This is a genomic window from Fibrobacter sp. UWR3, from assembly GCF_900143055.1.
GTDB lineage: Bacteria > Fibrobacterota > Fibrobacteria > Fibrobacterales > Fibrobacteraceae > Fibrobacter.
In genome coordinates this window covers 143,174-161,450 of record NZ_FRCW01000007.1, presented here as the reverse complement: position 1 = coordinate 161,450, position 18,277 = coordinate 143,174, and the positions used below count along the sequence as shown (strand labels likewise).

17 protein-coding genes are annotated in these 18,277 nt (G+C 51.7%); 5 read left to right on the top strand and 12 right to left on the bottom strand.

The genetic code is table 11. The features are described 5' to 3' along the window. Positions 1-113 precede the first annotated feature (113 nt). Genes BUA44_RS10635 through BUA44_RS10625 form a run of 3 tightly spaced genes read left to right on the top strand, consistent with a single transcriptional unit; the run spans position 114 to position 1,649 of the window. Positions 114-320, top strand: a complete 207-nt coding sequence (locus BUA44_RS10635; RefSeq protein ID WP_072811780.1) for a helix-turn-helix domain-containing protein — start codon at positions 114-116, stop codon at positions 318-320. Continuing rightward, positions 313-651 (top strand): HipA N-terminal domain-containing protein, encoded by a 339-nt coding sequence (locus BUA44_RS10630; RefSeq protein ID WP_072811778.1) that lies wholly within the window; start codon positions 313-315, stop codon positions 649-651. The genes BUA44_RS10635 and BUA44_RS10630 overlap by 8 nt, the downstream gene beginning before the upstream one ends. Further along, positions 651-1,649 carry a HipA domain-containing protein gene (locus BUA44_RS10625; protein ID WP_072811776.1) on the top strand — a complete coding sequence of 333 codons (999 nt, stop codon included), beginning with the start codon at positions 651-653 and terminating at the stop codon, positions 1,647-1,649. The genes BUA44_RS10630 and BUA44_RS10625 overlap by 1 nt, the downstream gene beginning before the upstream one ends. Before the next feature lies 1 nt (position 1,650). Here BUA44_RS10625 and BUA44_RS10620 read toward each other — a convergent pair whose 3' ends face one another. Continuing rightward, positions 1,651-1,905, bottom strand: a complete 255-nt coding sequence (locus tag BUA44_RS10620; RefSeq protein WP_072811774.1) for a hypothetical protein — start codon at positions 1,903-1,905, stop codon at positions 1,651-1,653. Positions 1,906-1,950: 45 nt separating this feature from the next. Here BUA44_RS10620 and BUA44_RS10615 point away from each other — a divergent pair, with 45 nt between their 5' ends. Next, entirely contained in the window at positions 1,951-3,183 is a 1,233-nt protein-coding gene (locus BUA44_RS10615) for an SGNH/GDSL hydrolase family protein (RefSeq protein ID WP_072811772.1), read from the top strand. A gap of 239 nt (positions 3,184-3,422) precedes the next feature. Here the strand turns inward: BUA44_RS10615 and BUA44_RS10610 are convergent, their stop codons facing one another. Next, positions 3,423-4,490, bottom strand: a complete 1,068-nt coding sequence (locus BUA44_RS10610; protein WP_072811770.1) for a glucokinase — start codon at positions 4,488-4,490, stop codon at positions 3,423-3,425. A 107-nt stretch (positions 4,491-4,597) separates the two neighbouring features. On the opposite strand from BUA44_RS10610, the gene BUA44_RS10605 reads away from it, so the two are divergent. Next, positions 4,598-7,009, top strand: a complete 2,412-nt coding sequence (locus BUA44_RS10605) for an FISUMP domain-containing protein (protein ID WP_072811768.1) — start codon at positions 4,598-4,600, stop codon at positions 7,007-7,009. A 28-nt stretch (positions 7,010-7,037) separates the two neighbouring features. On the opposite strand, the gene BUA44_RS10600 is transcribed toward BUA44_RS10605, so the two are convergent. The 10 genes from BUA44_RS10600 to BUA44_RS10555 all read right to left on the bottom strand — a co-directional run bounded on the left by BUA44_RS10600 (position 7,038) and on the right by BUA44_RS10555 (position 18,243). After that, positions 7,038-8,117 carry a tetratricopeptide repeat protein gene (locus BUA44_RS10600; RefSeq protein ID WP_255370531.1) on the bottom strand — a complete coding sequence of 360 codons (1,080 nt, stop codon included), beginning with the start codon at positions 8,115-8,117 and terminating at the stop codon, positions 7,038-7,040. 147 nt (positions 8,118-8,264) lie between these two features. Further along, complete coding sequence (locus BUA44_RS10595; protein ID WP_255370530.1) at positions 8,265-8,915, bottom strand: energy transducer TonB; 651 nt, start codon at positions 8,913-8,915, stop codon at positions 8,265-8,267. A 185-nt stretch (positions 8,916-9,100) separates the two neighbouring features. Next, on the bottom strand, positions 9,101-9,505 hold the full coding sequence (locus BUA44_RS10590) for an ExbD/TolR family protein (RefSeq protein ID WP_072811765.1): 405 nt from the start codon (positions 9,503-9,505) through the stop codon (positions 9,101-9,103). A gap of 57 nt (positions 9,506-9,562) precedes the next feature. Further along, positions 9,563-10,246, bottom strand: a complete 684-nt coding sequence (locus BUA44_RS10585; RefSeq protein WP_072811763.1) for a MotA/TolQ/ExbB proton channel family protein — start codon at positions 10,244-10,246, stop codon at positions 9,563-9,565. A gap of 1 nt (position 10,247) precedes the next feature. Further along, entirely contained in the window at positions 10,248-10,547 is a 300-nt protein-coding gene (locus BUA44_RS10580) for a GIY-YIG nuclease family protein (protein WP_072811761.1), read from the bottom strand. 41 nt (positions 10,548-10,588) lie between these two features. Further along, entirely contained in the window at positions 10,589-12,241 is a 1,653-nt protein-coding gene (locus BUA44_RS10575) for a MotA/TolQ/ExbB proton channel family protein (RefSeq protein ID WP_255370529.1), read from the bottom strand. Beyond that, positions 12,238-13,074, bottom strand: a complete 837-nt coding sequence (locus BUA44_RS10570) for a DUF3450 family protein (RefSeq protein ID WP_072811757.1) — start codon at positions 13,072-13,074, stop codon at positions 12,238-12,240. Before BUA44_RS10570 ends, BUA44_RS10575 begins: the two co-directional genes overlap by 4 nt. 90 nt (positions 13,075-13,164) lie before the next feature. After that, the gene (locus BUA44_RS10565) at positions 13,165-14,859 is read right to left on the bottom strand and encodes a hypothetical protein (RefSeq protein ID WP_072811755.1); all 1,695 of its coding nucleotides are present in this window, start codon (positions 14,857-14,859) and stop codon (positions 13,165-13,167) included. Between the two features lie 137 nt (positions 14,860-14,996). Continuing rightward, positions 14,997-15,440 (bottom strand): hypothetical protein, encoded by a 444-nt coding sequence (locus BUA44_RS10560; RefSeq protein ID WP_072811875.1) that lies wholly within the window; start codon positions 15,438-15,440, stop codon positions 14,997-14,999. A gap of 106 nt (positions 15,441-15,546) precedes the next feature. After that, a complete protein-coding gene (locus BUA44_RS10555) occupies positions 15,547-18,243 on the bottom strand; it encodes a hypothetical protein (RefSeq protein ID WP_143151953.1) in 2,697 nt (898 codons plus the stop codon). Between the last annotated feature and the right edge of the window lie 34 nt (positions 18,244-18,277).

Below are 18,277 nucleotides of genomic sequence, written 5' to 3'. Positions count from 1 at the left end.
ATCCGCTTCAATGAAAATCCTGCAATATATTGCGGTTTTCTATTGACAAAAGGCCGGCAATTATATATTTTAACCTAAAAACTGCAATATATTGCGGTATCGAGGCTCATTAAATGGAAGAAATCGGCAAACAGATCGCGGAAAGGCGGAAGAAAAAGGGGCTGTCCCAGCAGGACCTGGCCGAAATGTCCGGCATTTCTCCCAGAACCATCAACTCTGTCGAGCAGGGAAAGGCGAACCCGTCCATAAACGTGCTGAACAAGATGGTTAGGCCTCTCGGTTTCGTAGTCACCTTGAGCGAGCGGGTAAGGCATGAATAGCGTAGCGAAAGTCCGTAGCGCCTGCGTGTACTACAACGACATTCTGGCGGGGTACCTTCTGCAAAACGGGAGGCGCTTCGCGTTCCTCTATACCCCGCAATACATCGCGTCAAAGAATCCGTCCATCGCCCTGGACATGCCCAAGAAGAAGCGCTTCTTCAGTTCGCCCTTTTTGTTCCCGTATTTTCAGGGCTTGCTGCCGGAGGGCGCGAACAAGGCGTTCTTTTGCAAGCGCCTCGGCATCCCGCATTCCGACAAGTTCACGATGCTCTTGAAACTTGCCAACTACGAGACGATCGGCGCAGTCACCGTGCGCGAGAGGGGGCGCTGATGGGCCGTTGCCACTGCTGCCTGAAGGAGACCGAACGGGATTTCTGCAACGCCTGCTCGAAGGCGCTGTTCGGCGTTTCGAATTTTAATGCGCATCTGGATTATAACGCTCCGCAGCTGGCCTTCGCCCCCGACGGTTCGGTGAAGAGGATTTCGATTTCCGGTGTGCAGACCAAGTTTTCGGCGCGGGTCGACAACAAGAAACTGACGAGTGCCGACAGGGGCGGGACACACATCCTCAAGCCCATCCTGCCTTCGCATTACGAGAACTACCAGGATGCTCCGGCCAACGAACATGTAACCATGCTGATGGCGCGTACGATTTTCAAAATCCCGACCGCGCTATCGGCCCTGCTTTATTTCGAGAACGGCGACGCCGTGTTTGTGACCAAGCGTTTCGACGTGGTAGACAGCGGCGAGTATGCGGGTTTCCGCCTGAGCCAGAGCGACTTTGCCCAGATTGCGGGGCTTGTACCCGAAAGGGATGGCGAAGACTACAAGTACAAGGGCTCGTACGAGCGCATTGCCGAGTTGATCCGCGAGAACGTGAGCGCGGCCGATGTCGCCGTGGAAGTCTTCTTCAGGACAGTCCTGTTCAATTATCTTGTCTGCAATGGCGATGCGCATGCCAAGAATTTTTCTCTGCAAAATAGCGTTGAGAATCTTGACGTGTACGATTTGACTCCTGCGTACGACTTGCTGAATACGTCGCTCCATATTCCTAACGAGCAATCCCGTACGGCGTTGGATTTGTTCAAGGACGAGGACGATTTCAAGACGCCCTTTTACGAAGCGAACGGCTTTTACGGCACTCCGGATTTTATGGAATTCGCCAGGAGAATCGGGGTTGTCGAAAGTCGCGCCCGCAGGTTCCTAAAGCAGACGATTGACGCCGTACCCGTCATGGAAGAAATGCTGGATAAGTCTTTTATGAGCGAAAAGAGCAAGGCTCTGTATAAAGAAAATATCCGCGACCGCGCCAAGGCTTTGGGATACTAACCTACCGGTTCCAGCCGGAATGCCCTTCGCCGTAATAGAGGGCGGCATCTTCGGGGCCAAAATCGTCGGCTACGGTATCACGCGGAGAAAGCCACCCGCGCATCTTCTTGATGCGGGCCTTGCGAGCCTCGGCAGCGGGGTCTGCCGAAGTTCGGGCAGCACGGTCCGCGGCATCTTGGGCAGCGTCTTGTGCGGCAGGAGTCGCAGCAAGGTTCGTGCGAGTTTCAATGTGCTTTTCGTCAAGAGAATCGGCCATACGTTAAAGATACATTTTTCCTCCCGAAATATCTATCTTTGGTACATGCCAGAGATGTATTCGAAATGGGTTGCCTGCTGGGGCAACGCGACCTCCATTACCGACCGCAAGGAAGCGACCTACGCGAAGGACCTGACACTGCGTTACCCGATACGTGCGTGCTTTTCGGGCAACAAGTTGCGGTTCCATTTCTCGAACCTCACCGGCACGGAACCCGTGACGATTAGCGAGGCGTATGTTGCAAAGGCCGCGCATTCCCCGGCAACCTCGACGCAGTTTATAAACGGCGCGCAGTCCACTGCCAGCGAAACATGTGCCGCGCATCTTGACGCAGCGCAGTCCGAATATGCGCCGGTCGCCATCACGTTCGGAGGGCGCACCTCCGGCACCATTCCTGCGGGCGAAGAAACCCTGAGCGACGAAATCGCATTCGACGTGACCGCGGGCGAGACTCTCGACGTGAGCCTGTACTTCGCGGGCTTCACGCAGATGAACGCGGGCACGGCTATCACGGGCCCGCTTTCGGGCGGCAAGTACAGCTACGGCAACTTCGCGAAGTCTGCCGAACTCCCCGACAATCTCACGCGCAAGACGAACTGGATTTACTTCCTCAATACGGTCGACATCCTCACCGAAGAGAAGAACTTCGCGCTCGTATGCTTCGGCGATTCGATCACCGCTCAGGACTGGCCCGACTACCTCACGCTGCGCTGTGCCCGCGAGGGGTTCAACAACGTGGCGATTATCCGGCGCGCGGTAAGCGGCACACGCATCTTGCGGGAATACAGCTGCATCACGTATGCGGCATACGGCCTGAAGGGCGCCACGCGCTTCCCCATCGAGATGAACGTCGCAGGTGCCCGCGCAGTCATAGTGCAACACGGTATAAACGACATCATCCACCCTGTCGGAGTCGAGGTGAACAGGTTCCGCCCGTGGAGCGACATGCCCACGGCAGACGACCTCATCAACGGGGTGCGCTCGCTCTACATTATGCACGCGCGCAAACTCGGGCTGAAAGTCTATAGCGGTACCCTCCTGCCCATTTACGGCTGGCGCACCTACAACGAGAACCGCGACATCATCCGCATGGCGTTCAACCAGTGGCTCAGAACTGCACCGGAATTCGACGGCTGCGTGGACTTCGACAAGGCCGTCCGCGGGCACGAGAACCCGAAGGCATTCAGTAGCGGTTTCGACTCCGGAGACCACCTGCACCCGAGCGCGAGGGCCTACGAGGCCATGGCGGAATGCGTCCCCGAAGAGCTCCTAACGTAAAAAAATCTTCATTTTTCGTTCAATTTCGCCAAAAAGGTGTTATAAGCACCCATTTTGCGTAATCTAAATCACGCGTTTACCCCTGTAAAATTATTTGCTTCTTACAGGGTGTTTTTTTGCCACCCTATAATTGTATTTTATGGCCATGAGTTCACAAGAAGTACATATTCTCAAGCAAATCGTGCTGCTGGTCGCAGTGGCCATTACGCTTGGCTTTATCTACGGCTAACCAAAGCAGATTACTTCTGCAGGTTCAGGCTCGCATTTGCGGCTCCGTACAAACTAATGCTATAATCCTTGATGATGTACACCGGAATCTTGTTCAATAACGGACGGATGTTCGGGTTGTAGTTCTTCTCGAAATACTTCATGAACAGGTTGTCGCGCTCGAGCCAGCGCAGGTCCTTCTGCACCGTACCGCCGGCCAGGTAGAGGCCACCCAGGGGCAAGAACAGCGTGGAGGCATCGCTTGCAAAGCGGGCGAGCATCTTCACGAACAGGCGCATCATCTCGGCAGCCACCGGGTCGGTGTCGCTCGCGCGGCTGATGTACTTCGGGCGATCGTTGGGTTCGGTTTCCTCAATCTTCTTGAAGGCATCGTTATCGGGAACGCCGCGGGTCTCCTTCCACCATTCGTACATGTTGCGGAGCCCCATGCCGGATACGAGCGGTTCCACGCCGGGCACGGTGCCAATCTTCTTTTCCATGTAGTCGTGGAATTCCTGCGAATCCTTGTCGAACGGTGCGAAGGTGGAATGTCCGCCTTCCGAAGAAGCGGGGATGTACTTCTCGCCATCGAACGCGAGGAAGCCGACACCCATGCCGGTACCCGGGCCGATGACCGCCTTGGTCGCCTTCTGCGGGGCGGGCTGGCTGCCGTCAGTATGGGAGAGCTTGAAAATCTGTTTGGGGTCGTCCACGTCCAAGGTCGGGATACCGTAGCTGATGGCCATGAAGTCGTTGATGACAAGGGTCGGGATGCCGGTCGCCGCGGTGAGGGCGTCGCCATCCACGCTCCACGGGAGGTTCGTCATGACGCACTTGTTGGCAGCCACCGGACCCGCGGCACTGATGCACACGTAGCTCGGCTTAAGGTCAGCACGGCTTTCCGCAGCAAGCTTGAGCGTCTCGCGGATAGGGGCGTCAAGACCGTCGATATCCTTGGAGGGGCAGACGGTTTCGAGAATCAGAGTGAACTTGCCGTCTTTGTAGCCTACGAGGCCAAGGTTCGTGTTGGTGCCGCCAATGTCGCCTGCAAGGACGAGGCGGTCAAACTTTGCATCGGGATTAAGCCATTTGATTTCCATAAAAAACTCCGGTATTTGTACGTAATGAATATAGGAAAAACGGCAAGGCATAACCGGAGAACCCGACATTTTAGGTATATTTTATGCGGGATGTTAAAGGAGGATGAATGAAACATTCTGTGCTTAGATACCTACCTGGCCTGTGTGCCCTGACTGCGGCAACGGCTTTTTTTACTGCCTGCGGCGATGACGACTTTGCCCCGGTTTCGAGGAACCGCGGGTATGACTACGCGTTCACGTCGACCAAGGAATTTGCGGAGTACCCCTGCAACGACGTTCGTGAGGGCCGCGAGGCAATCGTGGGGCGCGACAAGGACAGCTATTACTGCGAGTTCGACTCCCGCGACTCGGTGTACATCTGGGTCGGCGATACTGACACGCTCACCGCTGAGGGCCGCAAGTTCCATCGGGCGGAAAGTTCGAGCAGTTCTTACCGCTCGTCGAGCAGCTATTCCTATGAGGAAGTGTTCAATCCGGATATCGACTATGGCCCCATGACAGACCCGCGTGACGGCAAGACATACAGGACTGTCGTCGTGAATGGCCAGCTCTGGATGGCGGAGAACCTGAACTACTCCGGCAATAACGTGGGAAAGGCACCCTGCTACAATAACAGAGATTCGCTTTGCGCGCAGTTTGGTCGCCTGTACAGCCGCGATGCCGCGATGGACGATTCACGGTGCGAATATCTGTCGAGCTGCGACCTGGGTGAAGGCCCCATCCAGGGAATCTGCCCAGACGGATGGCATATCCCGACCGTGGAGGAAATGGAAGACCTCGTGGATTTCGTAGGCGACTATGCACCGCGTTATAAATCAATGGGATCAACCTGGAGTTATAACGACGGAACAGATACTTACGGGCTCTCCTTCCTGGGAGCGGGGAACTGGGATTCCGACGACGGTTTCGAGGACATCAACAGGTACGAAGTGACATGGGCCTACGCGCCGGACACATATCAGCATTACCTGCTACTCGGAGGCTCAAACGCTATCGTAGAGGTAATGAGTTATAAGGATTCAGAATATTATAGCTCAGTGCGTTGCGTTAAAGGGAAGGCAAACCCAGTCTCCTCGAGCAGCTACTCCAGTTCTTCGGCAAGGTCGAGTAGCAGTTCCTACAGTTCGTCGAGCAGCAGCTACAGGTCATCGAGCAGTTACTACACCAGCGTATGGTCCAGCGAGAACCCTTCCAGCAGTTTCTCCATAAGTTCCAAGGAAGACCTGTTCAACCCAAGCCTGACCTACGGCACAATGACCGACCCGCGCGACGGCAAGACATACAAGACCATAGAATTCAATGGGCAGACCTGGATGGCGGAGAACCTGAACTTCTCCGACTCGAGCATTGTCCCGCTCCTGGAAGGGCACAACACGTGCTACCACGAAAAGGAGAGCGAATGCGAACTCATGGGCCGCCTGTACAGCCGTGACGCAGCGATGAATTCCTCCAGTTGCGCTTTCGGTCGTTCATGCAGTTTGGGTGACGGTCCCATTCAGGGAATATGCCCCGACGGCTGGCACGTCTTGACATACAGTGAAGCCAAAAATTTGGTAAACTATGTAGAAAGTGATGAGGACAAAATAAGGTCACACTACGGCTGGGGGGCAAGCGCAGTGGGAACGAATGACTATGGACTCTCCTTTGTTGCGACTGGATCCTGGGAGGCCGGAAACTACGACTCCAGGGGCGGATTCTCATACACATGGACTTATTACAACGGCTATTCTAATCAATACTACTTACTTGTTAAGTATAATGACGTATCTATTTCCAGTTATTCGAGTAAGGAAGTATATTTCCCCGTCCGCTGCATAAAGGATGGCCCGGTTTCGTCGAGCAGCGTTTCGAGTAGTTCCGTGAGCAGTTCTTCTAGAGCCAAGCAAGAAGACGCCGAGCCTCTCCTGGAAACCGCCGGCGAGCAGTTCAACCCGGACATCGAATATGGCACCATGACGGACCCGCGCGACAATAAGACATACAAGACCGTAAAAGTCGGTAGTGCAACATGGATGGCGGAGAACCTGAACTACGCCAGCAACGAAATTGGAGTATCTACCTGTTTCAACGACGACGACCGTTTCTGCGAACTATACGGTCACTTTTATAGCCGCAGCGCGGCGATGAATTCCTCCAGTTGTGCCTATAAATCTTCATGCGACCTGGGTACCGGCCACATCCAGGGAATCTGCCCTGACGGGTGGCATATCCCGACAAATAAGGAGGCGCAAGACCTTGTAAATCTTGCTAGCGGACACGCACTCCCGTTGATGTCGGCAAAGGGATGGAAAACAGGAATTACACCCGGGACTGATACATACGGGCTCTCCTTTGTGGGCACTGGAAGCTATTGCAGCGATGATGGATTCCATTCTTTGGGTGAATATGGACGTCTATGGGTATATTATGCATCCTCGACCCAATACTACATTGTAATAAGGGGATCAGAAAATGAAGCGGAAGTATGGGACTATAACGACGAAGAGTGCTATAACCCAGTCCGCTGCGTGAAGGATTAAAATTTGTCCGGCTCACTCGCCGGACTTTTTAGTTCTTCTCGAATTCCAGGATGTCGGCCTGCACGGTGATATCGTCGAGGAAGTACTTCTGCGCAACTTTCAGCAGGCGGAGCGCCTCTCCATCGCGCTTTTCGGCGTGGGCATCGTAGGCCATGTTCTTGAACCCGAAAACGGATTCCGCGTTGCCCTGCTTTGCCGCAAGTTCATATGCGGATTCGGCGCGGTCAAGGAACTTCGCGTCGTAAGCGAGATTCCCGAGGAATATGGCCGCATCGCTGAAATCCGGCTTGATTTGTACCAGGTTGTTGAGCACGTCCATCGCGATAAACGGCTTGTTGTCTTCGGCGAGGACGTCTGCTAGTTTGTACATGGTAGCGGTATCATCGGGGCGGACGCCCAGCGCTTCGCGGTAAGCAGCGGCACTTTCCTCGAACTGCTTGTTCAGGCGGTACACGTCGCCGAGATACACGAGAAAGTCCACTTCGTCGGGGTGCGCGGCGTAGCCCTCGCGGATAACGGCTACGGCGCGCTCGAAATCGTTCAGCGCGATGTTCGCCTCTGAAAGCTGGTAGACGATGCTTATGTCTTCCTTGTCGAGCTGGTAGGCCTTCTCGATGGCACGCAGCGCGCCGACCGCGTCGCCGGTTTTACCGTAGGCTTCGCCGAGGTAAAGCCAGCCCGAAACGTTTTCGGGCTCCAGTTTCAACGCCCGGTGGTACGCCGCCACGCATTCGGGGTACTGCTTGAGCCTAAAGTACACGCTCGCCATGTTGAAAAGCGCCGGGGAAAAAGCCCCGTTCGAGAAGTCGACGGCCTTGCGGTACGTGGCGGCGGCGTTCGGCAGGTCGTTTTGCTGGTAGTAGCTGTTCGCGATGTTGAAACTGGTGGCGACGGGGTCCGCGCCGCGGGATTCCGCCTTGCGGTAGAGCATGATGGCCTGCTTGAATTTGCCATCGCGGTAGAGGGCGTTCGCGCGCTCCATCAGGTCGTATGCGGATTGCGCCGCGAAAGCAGGTATTGCGAAGAGTAAGGCGACTAGCAAGGAACCGCGGGCAACGAGACTACGAGAATTATAGGCAGCGAGATGCCCACGCAAGCCTCGTCTCAATTCATAAAAAATATTTATCAATTTAAACAAATTCATAAATTTCATTGAATCCTTCGACTACATCACTTCGTGACTCCGCTCAGGATGACACCATACATTACTTTCCATTCCACACTTCGCACTTCACATTACACACTACACATCGCATCAGTCCCTGAACTTTACCTCGAAAGGCTGTTCCATGCCGCAGAAGGGTACCGCCTTGCCCGCCTTTTCGGCTGGCGCGAACGTCATGCGCGATAGCGCCTCGCGGCCGGCGGCGGCGAGCCCGGAACCCGCGGGCGATTCCTCCAGCACCTTGATATCGTACGCCTTGCCGTTCACGTCCACACAGAAACTGAGCCGCAGCATCGCATCGATTTCGCGGTCACGGATCTGCGGGGGCACCTGGAAGTTCGGGTACGCCCTGCTTTCGGGCTTCTTGTCCACGTCGCCCTTTTCGGTCGAAAGCGTCCCGCCGCGGAAATCGGCCACCATGTCCTCGCTCACGGCGGCGCCGGCGTTACCCGATGCCGTCCCGAGATTCATCGCGAAACGCGGCCCCGCCTTCGGGGAACGCGAATTGGATTTCTGGCGGTCGGGCTTGCGCGCGGGCTTTTTCTTCTCGACCTTCTTCTCGACTTCCTCGACCTTCTTCACGGCAATTTCTGTCTTGTTGTATTTCTTTTCGTGAAACACCTTGCCCGTCAAGAATAGGTTCGCCATCGTCACGGAGAACACGAGCGCACAGCTCGCGAGGATTGCCGCGATGAGGATAGCAAAACGCTTCAGCAACTTTTTAAAAAACTTCAATACCATTATTCTATCTATTCTGATATTTTATCTATTAAACTCTAATTACCGCTTCACATCTAGATCCTTCGACTCCCCCTTTACAGGGGTCGCTCAGGATGACACTCCAAAACATTCCAAATCTCACACTCCACATCATCAATCACCAACTATCCATCATCCATCATCAATTATCAACTATCAATCATCAATTACTCCGCCTGCGCCGCGATGGAGACCTTCTTCACTCCGGCCAAGTTGCACATGTCGATTACCTGCACGAGCACGCCCGTCTCGGCACCCTTATCCGCAATCACAACAGCCTCGCGGTCGGGCGCCTTCGCAAGCGACTGCTTCAAGATATCCTGCAGGCTCGCAAGGTCCACCTGTCGCTCGTTCATGTGGATTGTCCCTTCGCGCGTAATCGCAATCAGGAGGTTTTCCTTCTCGAGCTGGCTTGCAGACTGCGCCTGAGGCTTCGTCACGTTCACGCCCGTCTCGCGGGTAAACGAGGACGTCACCACGAAAAAGATGAGGAGGATGAACACGATGTCCATCAGCGGGCCCATCTCGATGCCCATATCCTTCTGCTTTCTTCTCGGCAAGTTGAATTCCATAATAAATCCTTCATTCCTAGATTGCCACGGCTTCTTGCGAAGCCTCGCAATGACGAATCACGGGCACTTCCTCTCTACAAAATAATTCTCTATAACGGTCGCGCCGAGTTCCATCTTCTGGCGCAGCATTTCTACGCGCTCGTCCAGGCGCTGTTTCAGGAGTGTGAGCGGGAACGCCACCAGGAGCCCGCTCTGCGTAGATATAAGCGCCTCCGAGATACCGTCGGCCATGAGCACCGGGTTCTGGTTCCCGTACAACGTAATCACCTCGAAGGTAGAAACCATTCCCGTCACCGTGCCGAGCAGGCCCAGCAACGGCGCCGCAGATGCCATCACGGATACGATGTGGTTGCCCTGCTCCATGTAGCGCACCGTCTTCATCATACGCACCTGCATGTAGTCGCGGAAGCCCTCGGGATTGGTGCTCGCGACGTCAATCGCATAGCAGAGTTCCCGCGAGAGGAGCCCGCCTCGCTTGCGCAGCCTGCGGAGGGCCTTCTTCACGCTGGGCGGTTCCGCATTCTTCTCGTCTTCCTCGATTCCGCCGTTCAGGTCCACGCGCATGCGCTTGATGACCTTGTGGATGTCGGTGCGGAAAAAGTCGCTCCCGATGCGGAACCAGCTCGAAAACAGGTAGTAGAAACCCACGACACCCGCCAAAAGAATCGGGAGCATTACCACACCGCCGGCATGGTACGTATTCTCGAGCGACTCGATGAGTATGTAGTGGGTATTTGTCATTCTAGGCAGACTCGCGTTTATTTGCGCTGGATTTAGAAAGGTCGGTGAGCTTGCCGAACTGACCTTGAATTAAAGCCTCTTTCTTTGAATGAGACCAGCCTTGAATTTGTTTTTCTCTTGCATAGGCGTCATCAACTCTTTGAAATTCTTCAAAGTAAACAAGTTCTACAGGACGATGCTTACGAGTATAATTAGCCCCTAGACCCATATTATGTTCCATAACGCGCTTTTCCAATTCTCTTGTGCTACCTGTGTAGTAAGATCCGTCAGAACATTTCAATATGTACATGTAGCTACTCATAGTTGTTTTCCTGATTGTTCCCTTCGGCAAGCTCAGGGAACTTATTGGTCCTCATTCTTTTCTGATCTTGAATCGGTCGCTGAGCTCGTCGAAGCGCCGAAAATGCGGTTCAGGAGTGCGGTGCTCTGCACGTACATCTCGCTCGTGACCTTCTCGATTTTTTCGCTCAACAGCCCGTGCAGAATCATCACGGGGATTGCAATCACGAGGCCCGTTTCCGTAGTCACGAGAGCCTCCGAAATGCCACCCGCAAGCACGCGCGCGTCGTTCGTGCCCACCTCGGTAATCACCGTGAACAGCGTGATGATACCCGTCACCGTGCCGAGCAGGCCGAGCAGCGGGGCAATCGAGCCCATCGCGGCAAGGAGCCCCATGCGGCGTTCCAGTTTCGGCTGCTCGCGGAGCAATGCCTCCTGCAGGGCACGTTCCGCATCTTCACGCGCATCGCGGGCGCGGTTCAGCACCGCAAAGAGCACCATCGAGAGGCTCGTTTCCTTCTTGAGGCAGAGGCCAGCCGCATCCTCGTAGCGGTTCTCCTTCACGAGGGCGTCGAGCTTGCGGTTAAACCTGCGGCTCAGATGCCCGCGGTAGCTGAGCACCAGGAAGCGTTCCAGGCAAAGCAGCAGCGCGAAAATCGCCACCAGCATGAGCGGATACATCACGATACCGCCCTTCCTGAAGAAAGCCTGGAATTCCTCGCGCCAGGTAAGTTCCTTCGTGTCGGTAATCGCGTTCTTGACCGCCTTGTTCTGCAATACATCCAGCGGGATAGAGACAACCGTGGAAGCCCCCGAGGCCTGCGATACGGCCTGCTTTATATTCGCGGCCATCTCCGGAGGGAGCGACGCGTTCCATTCGAATATCTTGCCCTGCAATGCACCCGAGCGGAGCAGCGCCTGCACCTCGCCGTTATCCTGCGCGACCTCGCCCAAAAAGACCGTACCCAGGCGCAAGCGGTTCACGTTCACGTCGGGGCGGTTGCCCACCTGCGAAGTCTCGCGCCCGTAGAATTGCGTGTAGGTCAGTTCATGACGCAGCAGCAGGTCGTTCATAAAATTCTGCACCGCGCCGACCGTATTCGGCACCTTCTTCTCGGCATCCTCGGAGGCCTGCTTCAGGCGAATCAGGCGCCCGTTCATGCCCACCGGGTAATCGCCCATCACGTCGCCAAGAGTCTTGTCAATCGAGAGCTTCACCTGCGTGTTGAGCGCATCGTATGCCGATTCATCGGCCTGCGCCTTCTCCTCGGCATCGCCCGTCATGCTCCTGCTCGCCATGACCTCCTCGTTCACGCGGCCAAGATCCGTCGAGAGTTTGGAATAGCGGCCGTCAAGTTCACGCGATGCCGCCTGGTGCTCCTCGGTCAGTTGCGACTCGGCATAGCGCTTGCGCCAGTGTTCCGCCTCGAGTTTCTCGAGCGAGTCCGCCTTCTGCAGGCGAATGCGGGTAAGCGTTTCTACCTCGCGCTGCAAGCTGCGCATTTCTTCCATCTGCAGGGAATCCTTGATGCGTGCCTGGTCCTCGGCGGTAGACTTCTTTTCGCCCGAAGACCACGGCCATGCAAATGCAGATGAGGCAAGAAACAATGTAATTAGAGCGGTGCTAACAACGCGTCCACAGTTAAGTTGGTTCGGCAGGCTCACCAACCTTACAGTTCTTTCGTCTTTCGTCATTCGTCTTTCGTCTAATCTCATCTTTCACCTCCCACGATAGAGAGGCTTACGGGCAACTTCACGATCTGGGGCGGTTTCTTCGCCTGCTTCACGTCGAGCGCGAGCTTCACCGCCGCGCGTTCTTCCAGGTTCAATTCCTCGTTCCATTCGTAAACGACCTTCCCGTCCACGACCTTGCGCACCAGCGCACCGAAAACAGTGCCGTTGTCATCGCTGTAGACCATCCACTGGTTCCCGATGCGCAGAATAGAGGCGTTGATGAGTTCGCCGTTCTTGCGGGTGAGCGGGCTGTTTATTATGGCCACCTCGTCGCCGAACTTGGTCTCTTCGGCAATGAGCGACTTGAGGCGCGAAAAGCCTTCCTCCTCGCTTGCGTTCCCGCTCTCGATATCGCGGGTCAGGGATTTTACGCGGTCGAGCCTGCTTTCAAGTTCCCACGGGACCGTCTGCGCCACCTGCGATTCGAGCTTCTTGCTGATACCCGCAAGTTCGGTACGCAGCGCCTTGCGCTTTGCTGCAACGTTGTCTGTACGGTTCTTCGCGCGGGCCTGTTTGTTCCGCTCCGCCTGGAGTTCACCCGCGACCGCCTTTATCTTCGCGTTCAGGCTATCGATTTCGGCACGGCGGCGTTCCGTGTCGGCCTTGTAGCGCTGCTGCAGAGTCTTGTAGCGGGAATCGTCCGCCTTGAGCATCGAATCCGTCGCCGAAATCTGGCGGTTCAGTTTCTGGATTTCGGAATTCAGTTTTTCCTTTTCAAGCTTCAGGTCCTGAATTTCGGAAGCGCGGTCGGCAAGGGCCGGGCCCGAAACAAGCAGCACCAACAGCACGAAAGGCAATAATCTTAAACGTTTCATAACTTTCCGCAATGGTTAGGTATCAAAATTACATAATTAAAACACCCGAACCCGTCAAATGTGTCACCACGAATATTAATTTGAAAGCATTTACTCGCATATAACGCGCAGGGGACTTTTTCCGTCACGGTATTTGCACCAGTTCGCACAAATCGGGGTGCGGAATTCTGCGTCTACATCTTCGTCTTCGGAAACCTTCGGGAATGCGTAGTTGCAAATCTCTTCCACCTCGCGCTTCAATATGCTCGACTTCTGCTCTTCCAGGTAGTAGCGGCTCACGAACGCGCTACGGCACTGCTCGTATTCCAGCATATCCCAGTCGCGGTCGGCGCACCATTCCCAAAGGTATTCCTTGCAGTAGTTCTTCTCGGTGTTTTTCAGGCACAGTTCCTCGAGCTCACTGCAGTCCGCGATGTGGTTGCTCTTGAAGTTGCTTGCAACGCAGTAGCGCTTGAGACCGTCGGCATACGCTTCCGACTTGTCTGCGTCGCTGATGGTATCGGGCAGGAATATCGACCACCTAGTGGTATCGAGCATCATGGCAGCCTTCACGTTCGAGGGGTAGCACGTCTTGGGCCATCCGGTAATAGTCCCTTCACGGTAGTACTCGTATGCGTGCGCATTGCCCCTGACCAGGTCGTACTGGTAGTCATCCGTCGGCATCCCGGAACAGGCGATATCCTGGAACAGCCTGCAGGCACGCGTTTCCCAGCTTTCCTCGTCACCGTTCCCGATGTAGTCACAGTTATGGAAACCGATATATTCCATGGTCACGCCCTCGCCACGCACATTGAGTTCGAGCGACGTTCTCGACATCCCGAAAAATACTCCCATGCCGTTCTCGATGTTTGATTCCGGCACCACGCGCGAATCGCTAACCGATTCCTTGACCTTGCGCTCGTAATCCACGTACGCGCGGTCTGTCGTGTACATATCCACGGAAATCCTGCCGATGGGAAGCATCATGTTCATTAGGTACAGCGTATCCAGGTTGTTGAAACCGCCTATCCAGCGGTTCTCCGAGTAACCCAGGTTCTGTCGGCGTTCAAACGGGTCGTGCATCGCGATGCCCCGGTAACCCGTCGAGTCGTCGGCTTCGGTCAAGCCCTCAAGCATCTGGTTGATGGTGGTGTTCACCGATTCCTCGGTTTCCATGTCGTAGTTCAGCACCGAAAGCACGCCGCCAATCGACTTGTCAAAATCCAGCGCGCACTTCACGAACTCCATGTCCATCGGGAATTCCAGAAAATCCACGGAGACCGTGGAACCCTCGGTGTATTCCATGAATTCGTAACTGCCGTCCTGCTTTGGGACGTTCAGGCCCGTCACCTTGACCGGCTTGGGGATAGATGCCACCGCAGTGTACCTAGACTTTACCATACTGCCGGCACTGTCCCATACAAAGTAAGCGTCCATCGTGTAGGATTCGCCCAGGATTCCGCGCTCGTTCGCCTTGAAACAGTTCGGCTTGCCCCACGTCTGCAGGACAACCGTGGTATCGTACTCGTTCTCGCCCATCTTGAACTTGCCCTGCAGAGTCACGTAGGCACTGTCGTAGAACGCGAAGTTTTCTGCCGCAGCCTCGTCAAGCTCGTAGACCTTCGAGAAACAGATTTCCGGATTAGTGAAGTCGGAAATGTGCCCGTAGGTGTAGATTCCCGTGTAGACCTCGCGCTCCTCGGGGTAATATTCCCACGGTCCGTGAAAGTCGCAGGCAGTAATGGCCACGAGCAAGCCCGACAAGACAGCCGGCGACACGAAACTCTTTTTAAGGAAACTCTTCATCGGACCCTATAAATTTACATTATTGAAACACCCGACCCGGGCAAAAGTGTCACCCCCTCGCGAAAATTTTTATACGGGAAAGGCCGGACCCCGTTTATGGAACCCGGCCTTGGTATTTTTCGGGACGCGCCCTCGGGTCAGTTTTCCCCGCGGCTCATCTCCATCTGTTCACGGTCCAGCGTCTGAGTCAGGTACTCCTTGAAGTCCCGGTCAATCTTCACCCCGTCGAAATCTTCTACGTTGTCCGAGAAGACGTCGATCAGCGAAAGATTATCAATCCAGCCTTCGATGTTGTACTCGTTGAAGCTGAGGTTCTTGTCGCCCGCGGGCTTTGCCACCAGTTCGACCTTAGCCTTGTCAACCCAACCCTGACCGCAACTCCCGCGCACGAGGACATCCGTATCTGCCTCCTTGACGACGGTGAGTTCATCGTAGAACCCTGCTGTGCATACTATGGTGCTCCCGCCCCGCTCGAAGGCAAGATCTATGTCGCCCTGTTTGGACTTGACCGTCCTTGCGGCAAAAGATGTCGTCACGAGAAGAACGAAGGCAATGAACAGGATAACGTTTGCGCGTTTCATGATGGCCTCCTTGTTGTGGGGGCAGACATCCACCCCGTTAAACAAGGTACAAAACCGCACGAATGTAAACCACTGTTTACGTAGTCTAATGTGGAATAGGGCTATTTTAAAGTGAGTCAGCCTTCACATCGTCACAGTAATTCATAGCAAACGCCATATAAATGAGATAGATGGATATTTCCGTATTGTATTGGCTATAAAAATCCATAAACTTGACAGAGTGCTTCTGATCAACAGGATCAAAATCATTTACCATGAACATAATTTTCAGTAATCGCTCAAGACGCATTTCAAATAATTCATAGTTTGGGTCAAGCCTTTCTGGAATTTCAGAATAAGAAATCTCACTTTTCTTCGAGCCGTGTTCTTGTATGTAGGATAACAAGTCGTCAACTGTTGAGGCGTCTTTACCTTGAGTCTTATTATATTTCTCAGCGTCAAATATAACCGGTGGTTTTGATATAATAACGCCCGCACATTCTTGCACCAATGAAACGAGAATATTATAAATATCCTCAACCTCTGATTGAAGGAACAGGTTTTGGAAAAAAGTATCATCTTCTTGGATATTATAACCTTCGCGAAGACAGATTCTCTCACTCCAGAAACGACATCTTAACAACAGATAATAATAAGATAAAGCCCTTAACAAGTTCGCCCAGTTTTTGGGCTCCATAAGAGCGTTTACACTTGAATGCTCTGAATGATGCGTATAGGAATTTCTATCTCGATATAAGTATCTAGTTGTCAACCCTCTTTCATTAATAACACGCCAATTCAATTCACCATCGGAATACTCATTATCTGTTTCCCAAATCAATTTACAGTCAACACGATGTTCAAAACCAAATGAAAACAGACCTTGCTTATTACCTTTTAACCAAATTTCTTTTGAATGGAAAGAACTTGCAGAAAAAGGATAAAAGCTTTGCGAGAAGGAATTCAACTTAAATCCACAGTCAATCTTTTTTAGTTTCTCAAGATTTCTTTTTGAAACCTTGTTATATTCTTTTATCTCCTCGGCCTTGGCTTGAAATTTTTCTCCCCTAGGAACATCTTTTAAGTCAACATGTAGTTTTTCTTTTTGTATTTCCCTGATTGAGTTAATCTCATTGATAAGAAATTCCCTACTATTAAATTCGGCGCGGGAAAGATTGTATACTAAAAGTACAATGCTCCTATAATCTTTTACTTTATCTATAAACAAATCTATTTCATTTTCCACACCAATCTTTTTCAAAATAGAGTTAAAATTCACATTTACATACTTAATGTTCGCGTATTCATTACCTATCATTCCATTGCAAAAAGGAATAAGCATTTTATCGCGATCAGAATTTATTTTATAAACATCTTCGTCGTTATCATAAAAGAGACCGCATTTGAAAACTATGGTAAACCAAAGGAAGCGTTGTAGCAAATCTCTTTTTAAATCAAAGTTCCGATTAACGCCTAATTCTAAATCCTGTTTTTCTTGTTGCAATTTTAAGCATTCTTCCGTTTTTCCCTTCTTTATTGCATCTTTGTAACCAGAGAAAATATCATGATATCTTCGATAATTTTTTCCTCGTTCTCCCCTAATTTCTAAATTATGATTAATTATACTTTCCTGTTTAAGGGTATCATCAATCTTCCTTAGATAATGATTAGTCAGTTTACCATCTTTTTCATCTTCCTTTTCTAATGAAAAGAAACTAAAGAATGAGTCGGCATCCATTTCTGTTGATAACAAGTAAAGACATGCGATAATTCCAGGATTCTGATTGAAATCCTCTTTGAATACATAAAAAACTGCATTAAATAGCTGATAGGGAGTAGTATAGTAATCGTCTCTGCTGAAACCGATAATGTCATTTTTTAATATTTTGTCTTTGAACAAGTTACTTTTCCAAAATTCATTTGCTTCTTTAACTGCAGTTCTATTACTCTGCAAGGAGTAGGAGATGGAATATTCGTTGTAAAACACCTTGGCCATTAACTCTTCAAAAATATTCTGCTTAACGTCATCACGAACAAGACAATCAATGCAAACCATATTGTATATATCTTGTATGTTCCAAGCAAGCAAAACTTTATGCGTATAGTCTTGATTAGAAATTCTTCTTTCGATTAAGTTTAGTTCTGTATGCATGAACTTTTTGTCAATAGTTTGCAAGTCGCAAAATATATAAAAGTACTTGACAATGATTTCGTTGACTAATCCAGAGAATTTCTCAGGATTTCGTGCGTTGCCTACATAGTCAATTATTGATTTGAAGTTTAAATACCAATACGGGTTCTTTTTTTCCATGTATTTTGAAGCGGAAGCAACATAAAAACCTAGTGCATAATCATAATATTCTTCTTTTGGCATTTTTGCTTCTAGTAGTTGATAAAAAGCTTCAATTTCGGGCTTATTTCCTTCGCTTATTTCGTTATCAAAATACTCGCGCTCTCGTTTAAGGCTTTCATCCATTAGTGCGTTGGAATGTATATATACAATAGTTTTAAATATCAACTCTTTCAGCTGGTTTGATTCCAATTTAAAGAACTCAGAATCTTTAATCTGTATTGTTCGCATAAAGAAGTAGAATATTGCGTTTTTCATGAGGAAATCGCCCACATTTTCCTTATTAAGTTCATCAATAGTCATGAACAAATTGCGATCATTCCATATTTCTGAAAAACGCGCTTTTACATCTAAAAGCGTTATGTAATCTTTCTCGCCAAAAGACATATTTAGATTCTGTTGGGTCCTTTTTGCTCTTGCATTAACGAGCATATCATTTAGCAGGATTTGCAATTTCGGTAAGCTTGTACTCATTGAAAAACTCCTTATAATTTGGTGACGAATAGAT

Excerpts from the sequence above, each read along its gene's own strand:
- BUA44_RS10635 (WP_072811780.1), top strand. The coding sequence starts at position 114 with ATGGAAGAAATCGGCAAACAGATCGCGGAAAGGCGGAAGAAAAAGGGG.
- BUA44_RS10630 (WP_072811778.1), top strand. The coding sequence starts at position 313 with ATGAATAGCGTAGCGAAAGTCCGTAGCGCCTGCGTGTACTACAACGAC.
- BUA44_RS10625 (WP_072811776.1), top strand. The coding sequence starts at position 651 with ATGGGCCGTTGCCACTGCTGCCTGAAGGAGACCGAACGGGATTTCTGC.
- BUA44_RS10620 (WP_072811774.1), bottom strand. The coding sequence starts at position 1,905 with ATGGCCGATTCTCTTGACGAAAAGCACATTGAAACTCGCACGAACCTT.
- BUA44_RS10615 (WP_072811772.1), top strand. The coding sequence starts at position 1,951 with ATGCCAGAGATGTATTCGAAATGGGTTGCCTGCTGGGGCAACGCGACC.
- BUA44_RS10610 (WP_072811770.1), bottom strand. The coding sequence starts at position 4,490 with ATGGAAATCAAATGGCTTAATCCCGATGCAAAGTTTGACCGCCTCGTC.
- BUA44_RS10605 (WP_072811768.1), top strand. The coding sequence starts at position 4,598 with ATGAAACATTCTGTGCTTAGATACCTACCTGGCCTGTGTGCCCTGACT.
- BUA44_RS10595 (WP_255370530.1), bottom strand. The coding sequence starts at position 8,915 with ATGGTATTGAAGTTTTTTAAAAAGTTGCTGAAGCGTTTTGCTATCCTC.
- BUA44_RS10590 (WP_072811765.1), bottom strand. The coding sequence starts at position 9,505 with ATGGAATTCAACTTGCCGAGAAGAAAGCAGAAGGATATGGGCATCGAG.
- BUA44_RS10585 (WP_072811763.1), bottom strand. The coding sequence starts at position 10,246 with ATGACAAATACCCACTACATACTCATCGAGTCGCTCGAGAATACGTAC.
- BUA44_RS10580 (WP_072811761.1), bottom strand. The coding sequence starts at position 10,547 with ATGAGTAGCTACATGTACATATTGAAATGTTCTGACGGATCTTACTAC.
- BUA44_RS10575 (WP_255370529.1), bottom strand. The coding sequence starts at position 12,241 with ATGAGATTAGACGAAAGACGAATGACGAAAGACGAAAGAACTGTAAGG.
- BUA44_RS10570 (WP_072811757.1), bottom strand. The coding sequence starts at position 13,074 with ATGAAACGTTTAAGATTATTGCCTTTCGTGCTGTTGGTGCTGCTTGTT.
- BUA44_RS10565 (WP_072811755.1), bottom strand. The coding sequence starts at position 14,859 with ATGAAGAGTTTCCTTAAAAAGAGTTTCGTGTCGCCGGCTGTCTTGTCG.
- BUA44_RS10560 (WP_072811875.1), bottom strand. The coding sequence starts at position 15,440 with ATGAAACGCGCAAACGTTATCCTGTTCATTGCCTTCGTTCTTCTCGTG.
- BUA44_RS10555 (WP_143151953.1), bottom strand. The coding sequence starts at position 18,243 with ATGAGTACAAGCTTACCGAAATTGCAAATCCTGCTAAATGATATGCTC.